23 protein-coding genes are annotated in these 20430 nt (G+C 68.4%); 15 read left to right on the top strand and 8 right to left on the bottom strand.

What is annotated here, in order from left to right; genetic code table 11:
- Nucleotides 1-98 precede the first annotated feature (98 nt).
- On the bottom strand, nt 99-581 hold the full coding sequence (locus tag ACH34W_RS23445; protein WP_395963116.1) for a hypothetical protein: 483 nt from the start codon (nt 579-581) through the stop codon (nt 99-101).
- Nucleotides 582-767: 186 nt separating this feature from the next.
- Here ACH34W_RS23445 and ACH34W_RS23440 point away from each other — a divergent pair, with 186 nt between their 5' ends.
- The 7 genes from ACH34W_RS23440 to ACH34W_RS23410 all read left to right on the top strand — a co-directional run bounded on the left by ACH34W_RS23440 (nt 768) and on the right by ACH34W_RS23410 (nt 8426).
- Nucleotides 768-1496, top strand: a complete 729-nt coding sequence (locus ACH34W_RS23440) for a hypothetical protein (RefSeq protein ID WP_395963115.1) — start codon at nt 768-770, stop codon at nt 1494-1496.
- A complete protein-coding gene (locus ACH34W_RS23435) occupies nt 1493-2605 on the top strand; it encodes an XRE family transcriptional regulator (protein WP_395963114.1) in 1113 nt (370 codons plus the stop codon). The genes ACH34W_RS23440 and ACH34W_RS23435 overlap by 4 nt, the downstream gene beginning before the upstream one ends.
- A 188-nt stretch (nt 2606-2793) precedes the next feature.
- The gene (locus ACH34W_RS23430) at nt 2794-3135 is read left to right on the top strand and encodes an ArsR/SmtB family transcription factor (RefSeq protein ID WP_395963113.1); all 342 of its coding nucleotides are present in this window, start codon (nt 2794-2796) and stop codon (nt 3133-3135) included.
- Nucleotides 3132-4058 (top strand): SRPBCC family protein, encoded by a 927-nt coding sequence (locus ACH34W_RS23425; RefSeq protein ID WP_395963112.1) that lies wholly within the window; start codon nt 3132-3134, stop codon nt 4056-4058. The genes ACH34W_RS23430 and ACH34W_RS23425 overlap by 4 nt, the downstream gene beginning before the upstream one ends.
- Nucleotides 4059-4106: 48 nt before the next feature.
- Nucleotides 4107-5297 (top strand): DNA polymerase IV, encoded by a 1191-nt coding sequence (gene dinB / locus ACH34W_RS23420; RefSeq protein ID WP_395963111.1) that lies wholly within the window; start codon nt 4107-4109, stop codon nt 5295-5297.
- A gap of 297 nt (nt 5298-5594) precedes the next feature.
- On the top strand, nt 5595-6923 hold the full coding sequence (locus ACH34W_RS23415) for an SGNH/GDSL hydrolase family protein (RefSeq protein WP_395963110.1): 1329 nt from the start codon (nt 5595-5597) through the stop codon (nt 6921-6923).
- 333 nt (nt 6924-7256) lie between these two features.
- Complete coding sequence (locus tag ACH34W_RS23410) at nt 7257-8426, top strand: endonuclease/exonuclease/phosphatase family protein (RefSeq protein ID WP_395963138.1); 1170 nt, start codon at nt 7257-7259, stop codon at nt 8424-8426.
- On the opposite strand, the gene ACH34W_RS23405 is transcribed toward ACH34W_RS23410, so the two are convergent.
- Nucleotides 8362-8496 carry a pentapeptide repeat-containing protein gene (locus ACH34W_RS23405; RefSeq protein WP_395963137.1) on the bottom strand — a complete coding sequence of 45 codons (135 nt, stop codon included), beginning with the start codon at nt 8494-8496 and terminating at the stop codon, nt 8362-8364. The genes ACH34W_RS23410 and ACH34W_RS23405 overlap by 65 nt on opposite strands.
- Before the next feature lie 108 nt (nt 8497-8604).
- On the opposite strand from ACH34W_RS23405, the gene ACH34W_RS23400 reads away from it, so the two are divergent.
- The 4 genes from ACH34W_RS23400 to ACH34W_RS23385 all read left to right on the top strand — a co-directional run bounded on the left by ACH34W_RS23400 (nt 8605) and on the right by ACH34W_RS23385 (nt 12066).
- Nucleotides 8605-9321 (top strand): hypothetical protein, encoded by a 717-nt coding sequence (locus tag ACH34W_RS23400; protein WP_395963109.1) that lies wholly within the window; start codon nt 8605-8607, stop codon nt 9319-9321.
- Nucleotides 9322-9430: 109 nt separating this feature from the next.
- Nucleotides 9431-10009 (top strand): short chain dehydrogenase, encoded by a 579-nt coding sequence (locus ACH34W_RS23395; protein WP_395963107.1) that lies wholly within the window; start codon nt 9431-9433, stop codon nt 10007-10009.
- A gap of 126 nt (nt 10010-10135) precedes the next feature.
- The gene (locus tag ACH34W_RS23390) at nt 10136-10723 is read left to right on the top strand and encodes a TetR/AcrR family transcriptional regulator (protein ID WP_395963106.1); all 588 of its coding nucleotides are present in this window, start codon (nt 10136-10138) and stop codon (nt 10721-10723) included.
- Nucleotides 10724-11361: 638 nt separating this feature from the next.
- On the top strand, nt 11362-12066 hold the full coding sequence (locus ACH34W_RS23385; protein ID WP_395963105.1) for a dienelactone hydrolase family protein: 705 nt from the start codon (nt 11362-11364) through the stop codon (nt 12064-12066).
- Between the two features lie 10 nt (nt 12067-12076).
- Here the strand turns inward: ACH34W_RS23385 and ACH34W_RS23380 are convergent, their stop codons facing one another.
- The gene (locus tag ACH34W_RS23380) at nt 12077-12427 is read right to left on the bottom strand and encodes a VOC family protein (protein WP_395963104.1); all 351 of its coding nucleotides are present in this window, start codon (nt 12425-12427) and stop codon (nt 12077-12079) included.
- A 166-nt stretch (nt 12428-12593) separates the two neighbouring features.
- Nucleotides 12594-13343 carry a methyltransferase domain-containing protein gene (locus ACH34W_RS23375; protein ID WP_395963103.1) on the bottom strand — a complete coding sequence of 250 codons (750 nt, stop codon included), beginning with the start codon at nt 13341-13343 and terminating at the stop codon, nt 12594-12596.
- Between the two features lie 28 nt (nt 13344-13371).
- Between ACH34W_RS23375 and ACH34W_RS23370 the strand changes: the two genes are divergently transcribed.
- The 4 genes from ACH34W_RS23370 to ACH34W_RS23355 all read left to right on the top strand — a co-directional run bounded on the left by ACH34W_RS23370 (nt 13372) and on the right by ACH34W_RS23355 (nt 16168).
- Nucleotides 13372-13890, top strand: coding sequence for a MerR family transcriptional regulator (locus tag ACH34W_RS23370; protein ID WP_395963102.1), 519 nt, complete (start codon nt 13372-13374; stop codon nt 13888-13890).
- A 90-nt stretch (nt 13891-13980) separates the two neighbouring features.
- Nucleotides 13981-14214, top strand: a complete 234-nt coding sequence (locus ACH34W_RS23365; RefSeq protein ID WP_395963101.1) for a hypothetical protein — start codon at nt 13981-13983, stop codon at nt 14212-14214.
- Complete coding sequence (locus ACH34W_RS23360; RefSeq protein WP_395963100.1) at nt 14171-15133, top strand: AraC family transcriptional regulator; 963 nt, start codon at nt 14171-14173, stop codon at nt 15131-15133. Before ACH34W_RS23365 ends, ACH34W_RS23360 begins: the two co-directional genes overlap by 44 nt.
- A 57-nt stretch (nt 15134-15190) precedes the next feature.
- Complete coding sequence (locus tag ACH34W_RS23355; RefSeq protein WP_395963099.1) at nt 15191-16168, top strand: DMT family transporter; 978 nt, start codon at nt 15191-15193, stop codon at nt 16166-16168.
- A gap of 46 nt (nt 16169-16214) precedes the next feature.
- On the opposite strand, the gene ACH34W_RS23350 is transcribed toward ACH34W_RS23355, so the two are convergent.
- From ACH34W_RS23350 to ACH34W_RS23335, 4 genes are all read right to left on the bottom strand, one after another.
- Nucleotides 16215-17084, bottom strand: a complete 870-nt coding sequence (locus tag ACH34W_RS23350) for an aldo/keto reductase (protein WP_395963098.1) — start codon at nt 17082-17084, stop codon at nt 16215-16217.
- A 55-nt stretch (nt 17085-17139) separates the two neighbouring features.
- Nucleotides 17140-17931, bottom strand: coding sequence for an SDR family NAD(P)-dependent oxidoreductase (locus ACH34W_RS23345; protein ID WP_395963097.1), 792 nt, complete (start codon nt 17929-17931; stop codon nt 17140-17142).
- A 116-nt stretch (nt 17932-18047) separates the two neighbouring features.
- Nucleotides 18048-19955 carry a M64 family metallopeptidase gene (locus ACH34W_RS23340; protein WP_395963096.1) on the bottom strand — a complete coding sequence of 636 codons (1908 nt, stop codon included), beginning with the start codon at nt 19953-19955 and terminating at the stop codon, nt 18048-18050.
- A 155-nt stretch (nt 19956-20110) separates the two neighbouring features.
- Complete coding sequence (locus ACH34W_RS23335) at nt 20111-20326, bottom strand: hypothetical protein (RefSeq protein ID WP_395963095.1); 216 nt, start codon at nt 20324-20326, stop codon at nt 20111-20113.
- Between the last annotated feature and the right edge of the window lie 104 nt (nt 20327-20430).

The following is a 20430-nucleotide window of genomic DNA, read 5'->3' as shown; positions in this document are numbered from 1 at the left end:
CACGAGATGCCGCTGGCGTAAGAGCTCTTGCACACTCCGGTCAGGCAGCGAAGCCCTGGTTGTTCCGGGAGCTCTTCGTTCGTCAGTAGTAGAGCTTGTCAGTAGTAGAGACCGAACTTGATCACGCCGGCCCTCGACGAGGCCCACTGAAGCTTGAAGGGCCGGTAGTTCGGCAGGGGGTTCGTGAGCGCGACAGTCCGGTTGATGCGGGTGACGTTGACCCAGGGGCCGATCGGCCTGCCGGTGGGACTGGTCGCGCGCACCCTCATCGGCTGGGTGTACTGCCGCTTGACGACCTTGACGTAGATCCTGGTGTAGCGCGGGGTCGTCCGTAGCGCGGCGCCCCGGGGGTAGATGACCGACCGGCGGGTAGACAGCTTGAGGTTGACCAGCCGATACGCCTTGGTCTCGGCGGCCGTGGTGCCGGCGGTGGTGGTGACAGCGGTGCTGGTAGAGGGGGCTGCGGTGCCGGTAGCGGCGACCGCGGTGCCGGTGGTCAGGGCCGCCGCGGCGCCCAACGACGCGACGACGAAGCCGGTCGCGGTCATCTTGCGTGCGAGCCGGGGAAGTGGACTGCTCATCTGCTTCCTTCCTGAAACATCTGGACAGAAGACGCCGGCGACCGGGGCTGGGACCATCCGGTCGCCGGCGTGATCGATACTCCGGGGTGCCGGTTGGAAGCCGGTTGCAGATCAGTTCCTGCCGGGCGGCGACATGCGGACTTCAGTTTCAGGCATGGAGGCATGTGAACCTCTATAGTTCGGGTCATGATCGAGGACCGTGGTGCCGAAGTCCGCGAAACGTGGGCGGCGCTCCTGCCCACCGGGTTCCTGCACGGCTTGCGGGAGGCCCACACGGAGGCGACGCTCGTCGTCGCCGGTGCGCTGGACCGGGCCGCCGGCTTCAAGGAGCGTTCCTTCGGCTTCACCGCCTTCGATGTCTTGGAGTCCCAGTTGGACCGGGTCTTCGGCGTGGGCACCGCAGAGGAGCCGTCCGATCTCAGCGGGCCGTTCGCCGGCGTGGTCGTTCGTGATGATCTCAATGGTTCGCCTGGGTGGCGGCTGGGGCGTTATCGGGTGTTGCTCAAGCGCCACGAGTTCGGGGCGGTGCGAGCCATCCGCTGGGATCGGGAGAGCCCGACCAAACAGGCGGTCGCCCGGCAGGAGTTCAGCGGCGCCCCTCAACTGGCCCTGGATCTCGGGTTGGCCGACCTCCATGACACGCCCGAGGTGGTGACGCTCGTTCTCGCGCACAGCGCCACCGAGGAGCCGCTGGAGATGGAGCTGTTCCTGGGCCTTCCCAGGCTGAACGCCGATGGCGGCGAGGCGTGGCACTGGCTGTGGCCTCTGACCGAAGACACTCTCGGATCCGATCCGCGCCGTAGGCTCGTGGAGCCCACCCTCCCGCTGTGGAGCGACACAGATGACGATGTGCCCGTGACGCTCCACCAGCGGTCGGCTCGCCACACGGACACCATCGTCGAAAAGGCCCAGTGAACAGCATCGATGACCGCGCGGAACAGACAGCCAGGCGACTCACCGAGGCCCGACTGCTGTTCGACTGCGAACGGTTGACCCTGGCCCGTCGCCTGCGCGGGCTCCGCAAGAACCAGCTGGCTCAGGCGATCGATACGACCCCGACCGCGGTCGGCCAATATGAGGCCGGGGTGCATCGCCCCTCGGAGAGGACCCTGTCCAAGCTGGCGATCGCGCTCGGCGTCCCAGTGGAGTTCTTCCACGCGGGCCGCAGCCCTGTCCGGTTGGACACCGCACACTTCAGGTCGCTGCGTTCCACCACGCAGATCGAACGCGACCAGGCCCTCGCCTACGGCCGGATCGCTGCCGACATCGTGACGGCGGTGGAGGAACTGGTCGATTTCCCCGTTGCCGATCTCCCGGAATACCCCGTACCACCGGACGAGATCGCAGGGCCTGGGCCTGTGGAGGCCGCCAGGCAGGCACGCAAAGGAATGGTCAGCCGATCGGGCCCCGTCCCTCACATGGTGCGCCTGCTGGAGAAGCACGGGATCATCGTGCTGATCCTGGCTTCGCACACTGAACGCGTCGACGCGTTCAGCATCGGCGCGCACCCGCGCCCGATGGTGCTGTTCAACCCCGCCAAGGGCGACTACTGGCGCAACCGTTTCGACGCCGCCCACGAGCTCGGCCATCTGGTCATGCATTCAGACGCCGAGCCCGGCAGCAAGATCGTGGAGGACCAGGCCCATCGTTTCGCCGCCGAGTTCCTCATGCCGGAAGCCGACATCGCCGATCACCTTCCCCGCACGGCGGACTGGGCGCGCCTCGCCGAGTTGAAGGGGGCCTGGGGAGTCAGCATGGCCGCGTTGCTGTACCGCGCCCGGACGCTGGGGATCATGCCTGAGGGCACCTACCGCAACGCGATGAGCAGCATGAGCGCCCGCGGCTGGCGACGCCGCGAGCCCGGCCCCGTCAAACCCCTCGAACGCCCGACCATGCTCACCCGGGCCGTGGAGCTCATCGCCGGAACAGGCACCGATCGTGATCAACTTGCCGACCGGGCCGGCGTCACCCGCGCCGATCTCGATGCCCTGGCCCCCGCGCGAGACCAGCCTGCACTGACCTGACCGGCTAACGCGCGGTGACACCGGCCGGTTTGGTGGCGGTGATCTTCACTGAACGGGGTGGCGCTGTCTTCGGGGGCTACTGCGTGGTCTGGGCGGTGCTCCTCTGTCTTGCAGGTCGTGACGTACATCGTCGGCGTAGGGTCGCCTAGCCCTCGACTCTTATATTCTTGTTCGGCTATATTGCTCATATGGCATCAACGTTCGAGGTGCTGGCCGAGCCGCGCCGCCGGGAGATCCTCGATCTGCTGCGCGACGGCGAACGGCTGGTCGGAGATCTGGTGGAACGGCTGGCGCTCGCGCAGCCGACCGTCTCGAAGCATTTGAAGGTGCTGCGCGGCGCCGGGCTCGTGGAGGTCCGCCAGGACGCGCAGCGCCGCTGGTACCGGCTCTGCCCGGAGCCGCTGGCCGAGATCGACGAATGGCTCGCGCCGTACCGGCGCATGTGGACGCACAGCCTCGACGCCCTCGAACGCCACCTGGACACCATGCCGGACGACACCATGCCGGACGACATCGAGGAAACGAGATGACGAACGAAGCGACGCTACAGACGATCAACGGAGAGCCCACGCTGCGATTCGAGCGGCGGCTCAAGCATCCGCCCGCGAAGGTGTGGCGGGCGGTGAGCGATCCGGCGGAGATGGCCGCCTGGTTCCCCGCCAAGGTCGAGGCCGAGCTGCGCCCCGGCGCGCCCATGCGGTTCACCTTCCCGGAGGAGGCGGTCGTGGACGGTACGTGGGACGGCGAGGTACTCGAAGTCGACCCGCCGAAGGTGTTCATGTTCCGCTGGAACGCGGACGTACTGCGGTTCGAGCTCATCCCGGACGGCGACGGGTGCCTGCTGGTGTTCACGCAGACGATCGGGGGTGGCAACGTCGGTCTGCTGGCCGCCGGTCGTACCGCCGCCGGCTGGGACACCTGCCTGGACGAACTGGCGGGACGGCTCGACGGCCGCAGCGTGGAGCCTCGTACCGACTGGGTCGGGCCGATCACGCGCTACATCGACGCGTTCGGCCTCGGCGACGGCACCGTCCGGCAAGTGGATGGCGGCTGCGAGCTCTACTTTGCCCGGGACCTGGTGTGGAAGCCGGTCGAGGAGGTCTGGCAGGCCCTGGTGGAGGACGCGACCCCGGGCGTCGGGGACGAGCCGCCGAAGCGTGCGACCAACGGGCATGTGCCGGCCGGGAAGATCACCCAGATCGAGGCTCCGCGCGTGCTGGAGTACGAGGCGAGGCCGGCGGGCTCCGTGCGATGGGAGATCTTCTCTGACCCCGCGCTGGGGGTGCGGGTCGAGCTGACCCACACCGTGGCTGAGCTGCGGCCCGATGTGCTCGCCGCATGGCACCTGCATCTGGAGTTGTTCTTCGCCGCCACGCAGGGCGAAACGGACATCTGCTGGCCGGAGGAGCGGTTCAAGCAGCTGATCGAGCGTTATGCGGCGCAGCTGACCTGAGGAACACCGGTCTCGCCTGGCGAGGGTCGTCCATGCGAACATATGTTCGTGTCGGACGAGGCGGCGATCCTGCACGCCGACCTGGACGCGTTCTATGCGTCGGTCGAACAGCGTGACGACCCCCGGTTGCGGGCCAGGCCCGTGATCGTGGGCGGCGGCGTGGTGCTCGCGGCCAGCTACGAGGCCAAGGCGTACGGCGTGCGGACGGCGATGACCGGCGGGCAGGCGCGGCGTCTGTGCCCCCAGGCGGCCGTGGTTCCGCCGCGGATGTCGGTGTACGCGGAGGCCAGCAAGGCCGTCTTCGCGGTCTTCCGGCACACGACCCCGATGGTCGAAGGACTTTCGATCGACGAGGCGTTCCTCGACGTGAGCGGGCTGCGGAAGATCTCCGGACAGCCCATCGACATCGCCGTACGCCTGCGCCGGGAGATCCTCGAAGAGATCGGCTTGCCGATCACGGTGGGGGTCGCGCGGACCAAGTTCCTCGCCAAGGTGGCCAGCGGCGTCGCCAAGCCCGACGGGCTCCTGCTCGTGCCGCCGGACGGCGAGCTGGACTTCCTGCATCCGCTGCCGGTGGAGAGGCTGTGGGGCGTCGGCCCGGTCACCGCCGAAAAGCTCAAGAAACGCGGCATCACAACAGTCGGCGAGGTGGCCCGGCTGCCGGAGAACGTGCTGATCTCGATGCTCGGCCGGGCGTCCGGCAGGCACCTGCACGCCCTCGCCCACAACCGCGATCCACGGCCTGTGCGAACGGGTGTCCGGCGGCGTTCGATGGGCGCGCAACGCGCACTCGGACGGCGCCAGCGGTCGCCCAAAGAGCTGGACGCGTTCATGGTGGGCCTGATCGACCGCCTTGGGCGGAGGCTGCGCTCGGCCAACCGGGTCTGCCGCACCGTCACGCTCCGCCTGCGATTCGACGACTTCACCCGTGTGACACGTTCACACACCTTGCCCCAGGCGACCGCAGAGACCTCGGTCATCCTCGCCGCCGCCCGCGACCTCCTGACCACCGCCCTGCCGATGATCGAGGCCCAGGGGATCACCCTGATCGGCATCGCCCTCGGGAATCTGCACAACGACAGCGCGGTCCAGCTCGCTCTTCCCTTCGACCGCGCCACCGGTCCAGCCCTCGACACCGCCGTGGACGACGTCCGTGACCGCTTCGGCTCCTCCGCCATCACCCGCGGCGTCCTCCTAGGCCGCGACCCCGGAATCTCCGTCCCTCTCCTCCCCGACTGAGGCCCCGACTGAGGCCCCGGCTGAGGCCTCGGCTGAGGCCCGCTACCGTGTGGCGGCTGGAGGGGACGCGGAATCTCCTCGATCGTTGCGGTGGTCGACCTGGGGAATGTGCTGGGGATCGGCTGGGTGTGGTGCGGTCGTTACCGCTGGTGAAGGCCTGTGAGGTTAGTTATCCACAGGATGTGGATGATGGAGATCCTGGGGGTTGGTATCCGGGGCGTACTAGGGGCAGCCCTACCTGGAGATCGGGGGCCCTCCCCGATGTGCTCGGGGCCCGTTCACGATGGGGTTTGAGGTATGCAGATCCCCTCGCCTTCCGCACGCATCGCACGGATCTCCGTCGGCGCTCTCGCTGGTGCGGCACTCATCGTCGGCATTGTCCACAACTCCCCGGCCTTCTCCTCCGGGGCCGCGGTGCTCAGCTCCGGAAGGGCCGTTCCACCTCCGCCCGGAACGCCTTGGGTGGGTGCTTGGGGAACGGCCGTCCAACGTCCGGTTGCCGGCAACGAGGACAGCGGCGCCAACTGGTCGCAGCAGGGCTTCGCCGACCAGTCCATACGCCAGATCGTCCGGGTGACCACCGGCGGCACGTCCGTTCGTATTCGTCTGTCGAATGTGTATGGGAGCAAACCGCTGCGTGTGAGCGGGGCGACGGTCGGGCGATCTGCCGGCGAGGCCATGGTGTGGCCGGAGACGTTGAAGAAACTCACGTTCGCGCGTTCGGCGTCCGCGGTCATACCGGCCGGGCAGGAGCTGGTCAGTGACGCCGTGCCTCTGACGACCTCGCCCCTCGAACGGCTGGCGGTGACGTTGCGGTTCGCCGAGCCGACCGGGCCTGCGACGTTCCACCGGTTCGCCTTGAGCAAGACCTACCGGGCCAAGGGCGACCGGCTTTCGGACGTCGGCACCGGCACGTTCACCGAGTCGACCAATTCCTGGTACTACCTGGGCGGTGTCGAGGTGGCGGGGGCGGGGCGGCCAGGCCGGAACACCGTGGTGACGCTCGGAGATTCGCTTGTCGACGGTGTCGGCGCCACGCCGGGTGCGGACTCGCGGTTCCCCGACCACCTGGCTGAACGACTCGCCGTGGAGCGTCGGCCCTTCGGTGTGGTCAACGCGGGCATCGGCTCCAACAAGCTGCTGAACGACTCGGCATGTGGCGGGGACAAGGCGCTGGCGAGGTTCCAGCGCGACGTGCTCAGCAGGCCCGGCGTGCGGTCGGTGATCGTCCATCTCGGCGCGAACGACATCGGCGCGCCCCAGGTCGACGATCCCTGCGTACACCCGAACCCGAAGGTGACGGCGAAGCAGCTCATCGACGGGCACCGCGCACTGATCCGGGCCGCGCACGCGCACGGCGTGAAGGCCATCGGCGTGACCATCGGGCCGATGAAGGGCGCACTGTTCCCGATCTGGAACGAAGAGGCCGAGGGCATCCGCCAGGCGGTCAACACCTGGATCCGGACCAGCGGCGAGTACGACGATGTCGTGGACGTCGCCAAGGTGATGAGTCACCCGTCCGACCCGCTCAAGCCTCGTCCGGGATATGTGTTCATGGACGGCCTGCACTCCAACGACGCGGGCAACCACGCCATCGCCGCGTCCATCGACCTCAAGGACCTGTAGGCCGTCGACCTGCAGTGCTAACAAAGCCGTTGCCGCACCGTTGTGCGCTGCTCACCTTCCGGACGAGATGTGCATGTCAGGATCAACCGGTCGTCCTTCGGTGAGGAGAACTGCATGAAGCCCATCCGTGCTCGTACCACCTCGGTCGCTGCCGGGCTCGCGCTCGCGGCCACCACCGCGGGCCTGACCGCCATCACGGCACCGGGCGCGGCCGCCTCGGTGGCAGGCGCAGCTGCTTCTGCACCGGGCGCGGATGCTTCTGCACGGGGTGCGGTTGCCTCTGCACCGGACGCGGTCGCCTCTGCACGGGGTGCGGTCACTTCGGTATCGGGCATGGGGGTGGCGAGTGCGGGGACGCGGAACGTGCGCTTCGCGACGTTCAACGCCTCACTCAACCGCAACACCGAGGGCGCGCTGGTCACCGACCTGTCGGCACCGGGGAACGCGCAGGCACGGACGATCGCCGAGATCGTCCAGCGGACGCGGCCCGACGTCATCCTCATCAACGAGTTCGACTTCGACGCGCGAGGCCGGGCCGCGCGGCTGTTCCAGGACAACTACCTGTCGGTCGGCCAGAACGGCGCTAAGCCGATCAGTTACCGGCACCGATTCGTCGCGCCGAGCAACACCGGCATCCCGTCGGGCTTCGACCTCAACAACGACGGCAAGGTGGTGACCGAGCCCGGCGCGGCCGGCTACGGCGACGACTCGTACGGCTTCGGTGTCTTCCCCGGCCAGTACGGGATGGCGGTCTACTCGCGGTATCCGATCGACGAGCGGCGGATTCGCACGTTCCAGAAGTTCCGCTGGAAGGACATGCCGGGCGCCCTGCTGCCGGACGACCCGAGCACGCCGGCCCCGGCCGACTGGTATTCGGCCACCGAGCAGAAGGTCGTCCGGCTCTCGTCCAAGAGCCACTGGGATCTCCCGATCCGCGTCGGCCACCGCACCGTGCACTTCCTTGTCTCCCACCCGACGCCGCCCACCTTCGACGGGCCCGAGGACCGCAACGGCCGCCGCAACCACGACGAGATCCGGCTCTGGGCGGACTACGTACGCGGCGGCTCCACGGCTCGCTACATCTACGACGACAAGGGACGGCGCGGCGGGCTGAGCCGGGGCGCCTCGTTCGTCATCGCCGGAGACCAGAACGCTGACCCGCTGGACGGTGACAGCGTCAACGGCGCCATCAACCAGCTGCTCCGCAACCCCCGGGTGAACGCGTCGGTCATGCCGAGCAGCGCGGGCGCGCCCGAAGCCGCCGCGCTCCAGGGCGGCGCCAACACCACGCACCGAGGGAACCCGGCGTACGACACCGCTGACTTCGCCGACAACGCCCCGGGCAACCTGCGGGTGGACTACGTCCTGCCCTCGCGCAGGCTGCGACCGGTGAGCGGTGGGGTCTTCTGGCCTGTCGCCGGCGACCCGCTGTCCAGGCTCACGGGCACCTTCCCCTTCCCGAGCTCGGACCACCGCCTGGTGTGGCTGGACATGCGCCGCTGAACGCCGCGCCGCTGAACGCCGCGCCGCTGAACGTCGCGCCGCTGAACGTCGCGCCGCAGAGCTGTGACAGTTGGCGGTGGGTCTCAGGTTAGGAGGGCTGTTAGGGCTTGGTCGGTGTTGACGGCGCCGACCGCTAGTCAAGTTTGACTAGCGGCAGTTCGCTGCGTACTGTCGCGGCATGGGCGAAAAGACCACTCCGATCTTTCCTTGCCGCTCCATCGACGACTGCTGGGCCTTCTACGAGGCGCTCGGGTTCGAGCTGACGTTCCGGCAGACCCGGCCCAATCCGTGCATCGCCGTTCAGCGTGGCGACATCGAGCTGCAGTTCTTCGGACTCAAGGCACACGACCCGAACATGGGCCTGTTCATGTGTTACGTCATGACGACCGAGGTCGACGCTCTGTACGAGGCGTTCCGCGGCGGGCTCAAGGCGTCGCTCGGCCGGATCCCCACGCGCGGGCTGCCCAGGATCGGCAGGCTCGGCGACATGTCGTACGGCGTCCGGCAGTTCCTGGTGACCGATCCGGACGGCAACCAGATGCGCATCGGCCAGCCGATCTCGGATGACTTCTCGCATCGGCCGACGCCGAAGGACAAGGTCGGCAGGGCCCTGCACACCGCCCGGCTGTTCGTGAACTCCAAGGAGGACTTCGACGGCGCAGCCAAGGTTCTCGATCATCTGTTGGCGGCTGACGGTGACAGCCTCACGGTGCCGCAGCGGGTCGAGGTTCTGGTGCTCCGGGCCGATGTCGCACTTCAGCTGGACGATCTGCCACGCGCTCAGGAGTTGGTGGCGGAGGTTGAACGGATCGAGCTCGATGCTGAGGAACGGGCGGCAGTGAGCGACGAGTTGCAGCGGCTGGAGGATCTCCAAGCGGTTGTCCGTGCCGGATGAGAGTTGACTAGACAGAACAGTCTGTCTAGCCTCCGGTGTTGGGCGCGGCGGCTCGCAGAGATGGGCAGCCGGTCTCCTCCGCCGCCTGATCCCTGAGGAGAGCTTCCACATGAAGATCATCGTTATCGGAGCGACCGGCACGATCGGCTCTGCGGTCGCTGACCTGCTGGAGAAGGAGCACGAGGTCATACGGGCGTCCCGGCGCGGCCCCGTCGTTGTGGACATGGACGACCGGGCCTCGATCGACACGCTCTTCGAGTCGGTCGGAGACGTGGACGCGGTCGTCGTCACTGCGGCCAGCGGCGCGCTGACTCCGCTGGACTCCGACGACGACTTCGTAGGCGGCATCCAGGGGAAGCTGCTCGGCCAGGTGCATCTCGTTCGCCGCGCCGTCCGGCACCTCCGGGACGGCGGGTCGATCACGCTCACCAGTGGCGTCTTCGCTGAGCCCATGCCGGGTGGCTCGTTCGGTGCCCTCGTCAACGCCGGCCTGGAGGCGTTCGTCAATGCGGCGACCATTGAGATGCCGCGCGGCCTTCGTGTCAACACGGTCAGCCCCGGCTGGGTCGCCGAAACGCTCGAACGACTGGGGCTCGATCCGGCGGACGGCACCCCGGCGGCCGACGTGGCGCGCGCGTACGTCCAAGCTGTGGAGGGCGCCGACCAGGGCCGTACGATCCGGCCGTGATCAGCAGCCGTACGATCCGGCCGTGATCAGCAGCCGTACGATCCGGCCGTGATCAGCAGCGACTTCCTTCGGGACATCCGTGCCGACATAGTGTTGAAGTGCGAAGAAACCTGAGGGGAGTCGCCGATGTCCCGGACCGCCAAGGTCGCGACCGTTCGTGAACCCGCGCGCGTCCGGATCCTGCGGACTGCGACCGACCTCTTCTACACGTACGGGATCCGCGGCGTCGGCGTAGACCGGATCATCGCTGAGTCGGGCGTGGCCAAGGCGACCCTGTACGCACACTTCAAGTCCAAGGACGAGCTGGTACTCGCCTACCTCCGGCAGGCCGACGAGAAGTGGCGCCGCATGCTGCGCGAGGCTGCGGCCGCTGCCGGGGACGACCCGCGCGAACAGCTGATCGCCATGTTCGACGCGATCGCGCCGTCCGGGGAAAACGGGCAGTTTCGTGGCTGCGCGTTCATCAACAGTGCCAGCGAATCGCTCCCCGGCACGCCGGTGCACCTGGCGACGGCCGCACACAAGAGGTCCGTGCGGGAATGGGCCACGCAATTGGCAACCGCAGCTGGAGCCGCAGACCCGGCCTTGCTCGCCCGCCAGCTGACCGTGCTCCTGGACGGCGCCATGTCCGCCGCCTCCCTGGAGCCCGCCCCAGAAGTCCTCCCTGCCGCCCGCCAAGCCGCCCGCAAGCTGGTCGAAGCCGCCTGCCACTGATTTCTCTGCACGTAGGCCTGCGATCGAGGCCTCCGTACGCGCCTTGGTCTTCTGTTGAGAGCTGGGGATTTCTGCCGCCCTTGTGGAAGGCGAATGTGGATAGAAGGGCGGCCGGAGTGGCGGCTGGTGGCTTGCCGTGGGTACGGAGATCGTGGCGTGCACAGGGCTCGATAGCTGGGGACTGGCTGGGGATGTGCGGTGGGTGACGTGATCCGCCGTTGTCCCGATGGTGTGGAGGCTCACTGCCCACAGGTTGTGCATGAGAATGTCGCCAGCACGTCGGAAGACCCTGTCTTGGCTGGTCATCGACTTATTCCCGGCAGTGCACAACCGATGGGCGGCCTGGGGATGGCCGGGGGACGGGCGGTGGGTAGCCGCACGGGCCGTGATCCGCAGGCTGTGGGACAGGGTTGTCCACAGATTGTGGATTGCTGTGGTGAGGGCGCCGGATGAGGGGCAGGACGCCTGCGGTCTGTGCGCAAAGCCCTGGAGAACCTGGCCTTTTGGGGATTCCGCTGTGGAGGCGACGCCCTCGGCATGGCGTCCACACAGGCTCCCGGATGTGTATTTCCTTGCCCTCAGTCTGTGGATAACTTGGCCTGTGCCCAACAGCCTGAGACTGCGTGAGGAGAACGGCCATGGCACGGACGGATTCGGTGCGCGTGACGGACGGAACGTTCGACCTGTCGGTGTGGCTTCCTGAGGCCGGGCATGGCCCCGGCGTGCTGCTCGTCCAGGAGATCTACGGGGTCGGCGAGTACATCCGGGACGTCGCTGAGGAGCTGGCCCGTCTGGGATACGTCGTCGCTGCGCCGGATCTCTTCTGGCGGTTGCAGCCGAACTGGGAGGCCGCCCACACCGAGGAAGGCACCAAGCAGTCGATGGACATGGTCTCCCGCTTTGACTTTCCCCAGGGCCTGGCCGACCTTGAGGCGGCGTTCGAGCACGTCAAGGCGCTGCCCGAGACCGACGGGGTGCCAGGGGTGCTCGGGTTCTGCTTCGGCGGGACCATGGCCTATCTCCTGGCGGGACGGCTGGAGCCCGCCGCCGTGCTCTCGTTCTACGGGTCGGGCGTGGCCGACCAACTCGCGGTGCTGGACCGGATCGGCTGTCCGATCCAGTTCCACTTCGGCGGCTCAGATCCGTACATCCCGCGAGAGAACGTCGCGGCGGTGGAGAAGGCCGTGGAGGGAAGGCCGAACGTCGAGATCCACGTTCAGGAAGATGCCGGGCACGCTTTCCACAACCACCGGTCGGCCATGTTCCACATGCCTGAGCCCGCGCGGCGCGCGTGGGAACTCGCCGAAGGGTTCCTGGCCCGCCACCTGCCGGTCCGCCGCTGAAACCGGCTCGTCAGAGGTCGTAGGCGACCTGGTGGTGCGGCTCGTACAGCGATAGTTCGGCGCCGCTGGGCAGCTTGATCGCCGCGAGCGTGCCCCAGCCCTGGTCGCTCGGCGGCTTGGCGATCTCCACGCCTTTCGAACGCAGGTCGCCGAGCGTCTTCTCCAGGTCGTCGCACATCAGGTAGAGCTCATGTTGCGGCTCCCCCTCGGTGGGATGCGCGGCGATCTCGGCCGGCGGCAGCTTGAAGATCAGCCAGCCGCCGCCCACGTCCACGCCCGGGAAGCCGAGGACATCGCGGATGAACGCCCGGTCCGCATCCGCGTCCCGGCTGTAGACGATGACGTGTACCCCGTTGATCATGCTGTTTGTCTACCCCGCCCGCCGTCATCGACCCAGACCATCTTCGTTCTACGGCGGGCGGGTGGGGCGCATGGGCGGGTGCGTGGGCGGGCGCGTGGAGCGTGGAGCGTGGAGTGTGGACAGGTGCGTGGAGCCCGGGCGGGCGCGTGGGCGGGCCAGTTCCGGGTCAGCGGGTGGCGGAGGCGACGAAGAGCGGGACTGCCAGGAAGGCGCGGTCCGTACGGGCCCGTTCGCGTTGGTCGGCGATCCAGGCGTCGGCCTGCGCCCGGCTGATGGCGCCCTCCGACGCCACGGCCTCAGCCATGCCGGAGACCACGGCCTCGGCGGTCGGCCCAGCCAGGAGTCCCGTATGCACCTCGACCTCGACGTCCTCGAAGCCCGCATCCAGGAGTAGGTTCCGGTAACCGCGGGCGACCCGCGGGCTGGCGACGAGGTCCGCGCGGGCGTGAACGATCGTTCGGGTGAGGTGCGGGTCGTCGGACTCGATGACGAACGTGTCCCAGTCCTGGCCGATCAGCACGATGCGGCCGCCGGGTGCCAGTGCGCGCCGTGCCTCGGCGACGGCGCGCGCCGGTTCGTCGAGCGTGTGGAAGACCTTTTCAGCTCGATAACCGCTCACCTCTCCGTCTTGAAAGGGCAGCTCGTAGGCCGTCCCGAGACGGAAGTCACCGTCCGGATAGCGGTGCCGGGCCGCCGCGATCATCTGCTCGCTGAGGTCGATGCCGACGGCTCGTACATCTCCGTCGGCCAGTTCCGTCACGGCTCGTCCAGCGCCGCAGCCGACATCGACCACCAGTGCGCCGGGTTCCTGGGCGAGGAGCTCGTACGAGCGGGCGCGCAGTTCGGCCGCGCCGGGGGTGGCGTCGATGGCGTCGAGCAAAGGGATCAAGGCGTTGATGTCGTCTGTTGTGGACATGTGCGCCATCGTGCGACTTAATGTCGACATGAAGTCAAGCGTCGACGGCACCTCGATGAGCATCGGTGAGGCCGCAGCCCATTTCGGGTTGGCGACCCATGTGCTGCGGCACTGGGAGTCGATGGGCCTGCTCGCCCCGGTCCGGATCGCGGGAGATCGGCGGCGCTACACCACCGGGGACCTCTACCGGATCGCGATCATCCTCCGGGCCAAGGACGGCGGCTTCGGGCTGGATGAGATCCACGCGATGCTGACCGCGCCGGGCCCGGCCGAGCGCCGCGCCGTACTGCACAGGCAGCGAGCCGAACTCGTCCGGCGGATCACTGAGGCGCAGGCGTCCCTCGACCTGATCGACTGCGCGCTCAATTGCGAACACGACGAACTCGCCACATGCCCGAACTTCCGGGCCGAGATCGCCGCCCGCGCCCGCCTCGCCGTCCCCGGGGATCTCGCCGCCGCCGGCATGCCGCCACGCCTCGCCGACGGCATGCCGCCACGCCCGGCCGTCAGCGACTCGCAGAATGGTCCGGGCGGGCCGAGCGTGTGAACAACCAAGGAATCTGTGCAGCTCAAGAGGCTGGTGGCGGTCACCCGGCCAGCGAACACCAGTTCGATGTCGTGCTACGCTCGCGGACTCATGGGACACCTTCTGAACGAGCCTGTTCGGGCCGAGCACGACACGGCCGGACGGCTCACCGCGTACGAATGGCGGGGTTCGCGCTATGCGGTCGAAGAGGTCCTGAAGACCTACGGATCGTCCTCGGACAGCCGTCTCTACCGCGTCCGGATCACCGGGGCCGAGGGCGTGGCGATCGCGGAGCTCAGCCGTGACGCGGATCGCTGGCGGCTCCGGCACCTCTTCTCCGCCTGACGGACCTCTTCCGCCGTCACTGCCAGTTGGTGATCGCAAGGCCGATCGAGCGGTCTGGACCCGCATCGGCGGGATCCAGGGTGCCCCTCTCGATCTGCTGACCGCGCGCATCGCCAGTCGGCACTACGCGCCGCATGCCCATGAGGAGTACGCGATCGGCGTGTGCACCGACGGGCGCGAAGTGATGAGCTACCGGGGCGAACGTCACTACACCGGGCCCGGCATGCTGGTGATGCTGGAGCCTGGAGAGGCGCATACGGGCGGTCCGGCGGATGCGGACGGTTTCGCGTACCGGGTGTTGTATCCGAGTGCGGCGCTGCTCGCGGAGGGTGCTCTTTACGCCCCGCATTTCGCGGAGGGCTTCGTACGGGACGAGGAGTTGGCGCACGAGCTCTGGCGTACGCATCGCGTGCTTGTCCGGGACGATGACCTGCTCGAAAGCGAGACCCGGCTGCTCGAACTGCTGCGTGTGCTCGTACGCAGGCATGGTTCGTCCCCCGGGCCAGGGCCGCGGGCGTCCCGCCGTGGCGTCCGGCTGGCCGAGTTGGAGTCGGGGGAACGAGGCGATTCCACCGCAGCTCGGATCGCTCGTACGGTGGCAGGGCGCCTGGCTGACGAACTCACCGATCCCCCGACGCTCGCCGACCTCGCCGCCGATCTCGGGCTGTCGCGCTACCAACTGCTGCGGGCGTTCCGTGATGCCGAGGGCATGCCGCCGTACGCCTGGCTAGCGCAGCACCGGGTCGCCAGAGCCCGTGCGCTGCTCGACGCCGGACACCGCCCGGCCGAGGCGGCGCCGTTGGTCGGGTTCGCGGATCAGGCCCATCTGACGCGGTGGTTCCGGCGCGTTCTCGGAGTGACGCCCGGCGCGTACCGCAACAGCGTTCAAGACAGCGCCCTCCGCACACGGCGAAGCTGACCTCCGTCGCGGTGTACTGCCGCGCGCATGAATGCATGTGACGAAACGGAGGACGTGTTGAGTCGCCGCGGGTGGGTGTTGTTCGCGCTGATGAGCGTGCTGTGGGGGATCCCCTACCTGATGATCAAAGTGGCGGTCGAGGGTGTCTCGGTGCCCGTCCTCGTGTTCGCGCGGACGGCGCTGGGAGCCGCCTTGCTGCTGCCTTTCGCGATGCGCGCCGGTGGATTCGGCAAGCTCCGTCGCCATTGGAAATGGCTCCTCGTGTTCTCCGTGCTGGAGATCCTCGGACCGTGGGCGTTGCTGTCCGACGCCGAACGCGAGCTGTCCAGCTCGATGACCGGACTGCTCATCGCCGCCGTACCCATCGTCGGTGTGCTGGGGGCGCGCCTGTCCGGAGATGCCGAACGGCTCGGACCGGCACGGTGGGGCGGACTGCTGCTCGGGCTGGCGGGCGTCGCCGTCCTGGCGGCACCGCACCTGGACGGTGGCAGCGCCTGGTCGATCGGTGAGGTGATGCTCGTCGTGCTCGGGTATTCGACCGCTCCGCTGATCGCCACCCGCAAGCTGCAGGACGTACCGAGCCTGCCGCTGACCACCGTGTGCCTCACGTTCGCCGCGCTCGTCTACATGCCTCCAGCAATCCTGACGTGGCCGGACACGATGCCCAGCGGACGAGTGCTCGCCGCTCTAGCGGGCCTCGGCGTCCTCTGCACAGCCCTGGCGTTCATGATCTTCCTGGAACTCATCCGTGAGGTCGGAACCTCCAGAGCCATGGTCTTCACTTACGTCAATCCAGCCGTCGCCGTAGTCGCCGGCGTGGCCCTCCTGAACGAACCCCTCACCGCCACGATCGTCGCCTCGTTCGCCTTGATCCTCTGCGGCTCCGTCCTAGCCACCGCCCGCCAACCCTCCACCCCACCAGCCACCGACACTTTGCCCGCGGAGGCCCCACCCACCGATGCGCCTCCCACCCCCGCCCCGCCTGCGGAGGCACCACTCACCCGAGGCACCGCCTCCAGAGGCGCCGCCCGCTGACGCGTAGCGACACTTGCGGTGCAGATCGCGTCTTGTGACAAGGCCGTCAGCCCAGGGCGGTTAGTTGGTCGATTTCCTCGGGGGAGAGGGAGATGGTGGCGGCGGCGAGGTTGTCCTCGAGGTGCGCGACCTTGGACGTGCCGGGGATGGGCAGCATCACGGGCGAGCGGTGCAGAAGCCAGGCCAGCGCGAGTTGGGCCGGGGTGGCGTTGTGGCGCTCGGCGGCCTCGGCCAGGATCCCGCCTGGCTCGGCGAGCTGGCCCGTCGCCAACGGGAACCACGGGATGAAGCCGATCCCCTCGCGTTCGCAGTGCTCGAGCAGTGGCTGCGACTTGCGGAAGGTCAGGTTGTAGAGGTTCTGCACGGAGACGATATCGACGATCTTGCGGGACTCTTCGAGCTCCTCCACCGAGACCTCAGAGAGGCCGATGTGGCGGATCTTGCCCTCGTTCTGCATGTCCCGCAGGGCGCCGAGCTGTTCCTCCAGCGGCACCTTCGGGTCGATGCGATGGAGCTGGTAGAGGTCGATGCGCTCCACCTTGAGCCGCCTGAGGCTCATCTCCAGGCACTGACGCAGGTATTCGGGGCGGCCGACTGGCAGCCATTCGCCCGGCCCCGGCCGGGTCAGGCCCGCCTTGGTCGCGATCACCAGATCGTCCGGGTAGGGGTGGAGTGCCTCGGCGATGAGGTCTTCGCTGACGTACGGCCCGTACGAGTCGGCGGTGTCGATGAACGTCACGCCCAGCTCGATGGAGCGGCGCAGGACGCGGAGGGCCTCGTCGCGGTCGGCGGGCTCGCCCCAGACGCCGGGGCCGGTGATCTGCATGGCGCCGAATCCAAGGCGGTGCACGGGCAGGTCGCCGCCGAGGGCGAACGTGCCGCTGGCTGCCGCCGGGCGGGCGGAGAGGTCAGTCATGGATCCCCCAGAACATCGTCATTGTCGAGTTCCATTGGATCACGGCACGGACCTGTCAGCGCTTGTCGCTCTGGCCCTTGGCGAGGTCTTGGGTGACCTTGTCGCTGCCGGCGCGGCGCTGGACCGCAGCCGCGAGGCTCGGAGCAGCGCCGCCGATCAGAGCGCCGATTCGCAGGCTCAACGGGGCGACGTCGACTTCGGCGATGTTCTTGTCGACGGCTCGTACAGTCGCCCGTGCCACGTCCTGCGGCGAGCGCGTGCCGACTCCGCGCGGCAGGGTCACGTTGGCGTCGGCGAACATGCCCGCGTCCCTGATGAATCCGGGGAACACCGTCGAGACCCCGACACCGTGCGGACGCAGGTCCTCCCGGAGCGCGAGTGCGAAGCCGCGCATCCCGAACTTGGTGGCGTTGTAGATCGAGGCCTGGGCGGACGCGGTCTTGCCGGAGAGTGAGGAGATGAAGACCAGATGTCCCTGGCCACGAGCGGACATCTGCTCCCCCGCCAGCTTCGCCATCACGATCGGTGCGCGCAGGTTGACGTCAAGGGCCCGGTCGATCTCGTCAATCGAGTATTCGGAGAGCAGCCCGGAGCCGGGCAACGCCGCGTTCGCCACCAGCACGTCGATCTCGCCGGCTTCGGCCAGCAGCTGCTCGGGGGCGGCCGGATCCGCGAGGTCGGCGGCGATCGCACGACCGCCCAGCCGTTCGGCCAGCGGATCGAGCACGTCGGTGCGGCGACCGGTCAGCACCACTTCGCCGCCGCGCGCGGCGAACGCCTCGGCCAGCGCCTGTCCGATGCCGCCGGTGGCACCCGTCAGCAGAACTTTCGCGCCTCGTAGCTTCATGGCGGGATGATCCCACCGGCGGTTGCCCGGCGCCAGCGCAACGGCCAAGCCCCGAAGACGGGCGCAAGGCCACCCGCCTTCGAGGCGTGGTCGTCACCGTTTCCGGGGCGGGGGCGTCAGCCGTTGAGGGTCACGACGAACTTGCCGGCGCGGCCGATGTTGCCGGACGAGTCGATGGCGCGGTACTCGATCGTGTGGCGTCCCGTGCCGAGCTTGCCGTACGTCAGGTGATCGATGACGGTGCCGTTCGCGGTGAACAGGAACGGCGCCTTGGAGTCGGTCGGCCAGCCGAAGTAGTTGAACCACCCGTCCCCGTCCACCCGGAACTCGGTCACGACGGCGCCGGGGCGGTCGTCCGCGCCGGTCAGCCGCATGGTGAACGGCCCGTCGAAGACGTGCTCGGCTGGCTTGCCCGGCCGCGGCTTGGTCGTCTTGGCGGCCTTGGAGAGCTCGTACGTCACGCTCGGCCGGCCCGCGTCAACCGTCCAGGCGCGGGTGCGTGAGCCCAGCTTCGCCACGAGCCGGTGGCTGCCGGGGGAGAGCCGCAGCCGTTCCAGATCGATCGAACGGTCACCGCCTCGTACGTGCCGCCCGTTCACGAACCACGAGATCCGCGGCGTGTGGCGCGCCGGGTGCGTCGTCTCGGCATAGACGACGTCCTTAGCGCTCACCGGGCGGTCGATCGGGGTCGAGGACGTGAAGTCGGCCGCCTTGGTCGTGGGCGGCGTCTTGACGCGCGTGTCGACCGTCCACGTGCGGGTCTGCGTGAGCGCGGCGGACGCGCGGATCTCTGGATCGCGGACGAACGCGGTCGGGTCGGTGACCGTTGCCTTCAGGGTGTGCACGCCCGGTTTGATCCGCAGTTTGCCGAGGTCGAGGTTGTTGAGGTCGCGTGCCCCGCGTACGACCCTGCCGTCGAGCGTCCACTGAACGGCCAGATCGTGCCCGGTCGGGTGCATCGTCTCCAGCCAGACCGCGCGGTCAGCGCCGATCGGGGCGTCTGCGGGGGTGTGCGCCTGAACGAGGTTGACCTTGGCGGAGATCCGTTGCGTCATGCGTTCGCGGGAGACCTGGTCGAAGTAGTAGCCGAGCGTCTTCATCATCGAGTGACGGCTCGGACGCCAGACGCCCTTGGTGGTGTAGAGCCCGCCTTCGTACCGGCCGATGGTCCCGCCGGATTCGCTCCGCTCGCCGAGCCAGCGCCACCACTTCTTCTTCTGGTCGCGCATCTGCTGCTCGGTGAGGAGGGTGTGGTGGATGGACGCCGGCTCGGGTCCCTCGTACGTGCCGCCGGGGACGCCGCGCTGGTAGTAGTCGTACTCGTCGTCCAGGCCACCCAGCGAGTGCCCGAGCTCGTGCGGTGTGATCAGCGCCGACAGCGCATTGCCTCCCGATGCAGTGGCGTACGTACCGCCCGCGCCGCCGTACGTGTCGCTATTGGCCAGGGCGAGGATCTGCCGGTTGGCGGACGAGGTTCCCGTGACCATGTCGGCGTACTTCTTGGCCGCCGAAGAGCTCATCGTGAGCAGCCGCTGGGGCCCCTGCGTGGTGCAGCCGCCCCAGAACGCCATGCCCAACGGCGTCGTGCGGCGCGGGGACTCCAGCGCGGGGTCGCAGCTGACGCCTGACTCCCCCGACTCGATCTCCACGGCGTAGACGTTCACATAGCTGCGGTACGACTTGAACGGCTCGATCGTCCACAGGTCGCTCAGGTGCTTGTCGACATGGGCCCGGAACTTCGGCAGGTCAGCCGTCAGGTAACCGTCACCCATGATCACCAGGTTGAAGCGCTTGGCCGGATCCCCGGTGACCTGGATCGGCACCACCTTCGCGTCACCGGGCCCCGCGACACGCGCCGCGCCGCCCACGCCGGCCGCGACACGTGCCGCGCCCGCCGCACCCGGAACCGCACCCGGAACCGCACCCGGAGCCGCGCTTGCGGTCGCGCCCGCCGCTCCGACCGGAAGCGCGGCCGTGGCGGTGCCCGTCACCATGGCGATCGCGAGCGTCCTTGCTCTCCTCATGCGCCTACCTCCTCGAGGGCGCACACGGTGGACGAGGTCGGTCCAGGGGGACCGGGCGCGCCGGCTCGACCCGTTGATCAAACGGGCAGGGCCGGATTATCGCGAGAAGATCAGCTTTAACACCACACTTCGGGCTGGCCGTTTCCAGTCGGGGCTTAGAAACCGAACCGCCAGAGCACCAGGATGAGCGAGCAGAGGATCAGGCCGGCGGTGCCCAGCGGTGCCTGGCCGAGCGTGATCAGCAGCATGCAGCCGCTGGTGACGACGGCGGCCGCCGTGATCATGCCGCCGCCTCCCGTGCCGCCCTCGCCGGGCTCAGGGGTCTGCCGGAGTTCGCGTTCCCAGAGACCGAAGTCGTCCTCTGCGCTCATGGGACTTCCAGACCTTCGCCGTGCCTGGATTATGCGGCCGATCCGGCCGTTCGGCGAGAGGACGGCGATGAAGATCGGCCGGATACCGGTGTGTGGTGCGGAGA

This window comes from Actinomadura sp. 6N118 (assembly GCF_044326415.1).
Classification (GTDB): Bacteria; Actinomycetota; Actinomycetes; order Streptosporangiales; family Streptosporangiaceae; genus Spirillospora.
This window is presented reverse-complemented; position numbering and strand designations above follow the sequence as displayed.

What these genes read in the sequence shown, in the direction of transcription:
- ACH34W_RS23415 (WP_395963110.1), top strand. Translation starts at nt 5,595, where the DNA reads ATGCAGATCCCCTCGCCTTCCGCACGCATCGCACGGATCTCCGTCGGC.
- ACH34W_RS23390 (WP_395963106.1), top strand. Translation starts at nt 10,136, where the DNA reads ATGTCCCGGACCGCCAAGGTCGCGACCGTTCGTGAACCCGCGCGCGTC.
- ACH34W_RS23440 (WP_395963115.1), top strand. Translation starts at nt 768, where the DNA reads ATGATCGAGGACCGTGGTGCCGAAGTCCGCGAAACGTGGGCGGCGCTC.
- ACH34W_RS23375 (WP_395963103.1), bottom strand. Translation starts at nt 13,343, where the DNA reads ATGTCCACAACAGACGACATCAACGCCTTGATCCCTTTGCTCGACGCC.
- ACH34W_RS23365 (WP_395963101.1), top strand. Translation starts at nt 13,981, where the DNA reads ATGGGACACCTTCTGAACGAGCCTGTTCGGGCCGAGCACGACACGGCC.
- ACH34W_RS23350 (WP_395963098.1), bottom strand. Translation starts at nt 17,084, where the DNA reads ATGACTGACCTCTCCGCCCGCCCGGCGGCAGCCAGCGGCACGTTCGCC.
- ACH34W_RS23370 (WP_395963102.1), top strand. Translation starts at nt 13,372, where the DNA reads ATGAAGTCAAGCGTCGACGGCACCTCGATGAGCATCGGTGAGGCCGCA.
- ACH34W_RS23400 (WP_395963109.1), top strand. Translation starts at nt 8,605, where the DNA reads ATGGGCGAAAAGACCACTCCGATCTTTCCTTGCCGCTCCATCGACGAC.
- ACH34W_RS23345 (WP_395963097.1), bottom strand. Translation starts at nt 17,931, where the DNA reads ATGAAGCTACGAGGCGCGAAAGTTCTGCTGACGGGTGCCACCGGCGGC.
- ACH34W_RS23425 (WP_395963112.1), top strand. Translation starts at nt 3,132, where the DNA reads ATGACGAACGAAGCGACGCTACAGACGATCAACGGAGAGCCCACGCTG.
- ACH34W_RS23395 (WP_395963107.1), top strand. Translation starts at nt 9,431, where the DNA reads ATGAAGATCATCGTTATCGGAGCGACCGGCACGATCGGCTCTGCGGTC.
- ACH34W_RS23430 (WP_395963113.1), top strand. Translation starts at nt 2,794, where the DNA reads ATGGCATCAACGTTCGAGGTGCTGGCCGAGCCGCGCCGCCGGGAGATC.
- ACH34W_RS23340 (WP_395963096.1), bottom strand. Translation starts at nt 19,955, where the DNA reads ATGAGGAGAGCAAGGACGCTCGCGATCGCCATGGTGACGGGCACCGCC.
- ACH34W_RS23410 (WP_395963138.1), top strand. Translation starts at nt 7,257, where the DNA reads ATGGGGGTGGCGAGTGCGGGGACGCGGAACGTGCGCTTCGCGACGTTC.
- ACH34W_RS23380 (WP_395963104.1), bottom strand. Translation starts at nt 12,427, where the DNA reads ATGATCAACGGGGTACACGTCATCGTCTACAGCCGGGACGCGGATGCG.
- ACH34W_RS23335 (WP_395963095.1), bottom strand. Translation starts at nt 20,326, where the DNA reads ATGAGCGCAGAGGACGACTTCGGTCTCTGGGAACGCGAACTCCGGCAG.
- ACH34W_RS23445 (WP_395963116.1), bottom strand. Translation starts at nt 581, where the DNA reads ATGAGCAGTCCACTTCCCCGGCTCGCACGCAAGATGACCGCGACCGGC.
- ACH34W_RS23385 (WP_395963105.1), top strand. Translation starts at nt 11,362, where the DNA reads ATGGCACGGACGGATTCGGTGCGCGTGACGGACGGAACGTTCGACCTG.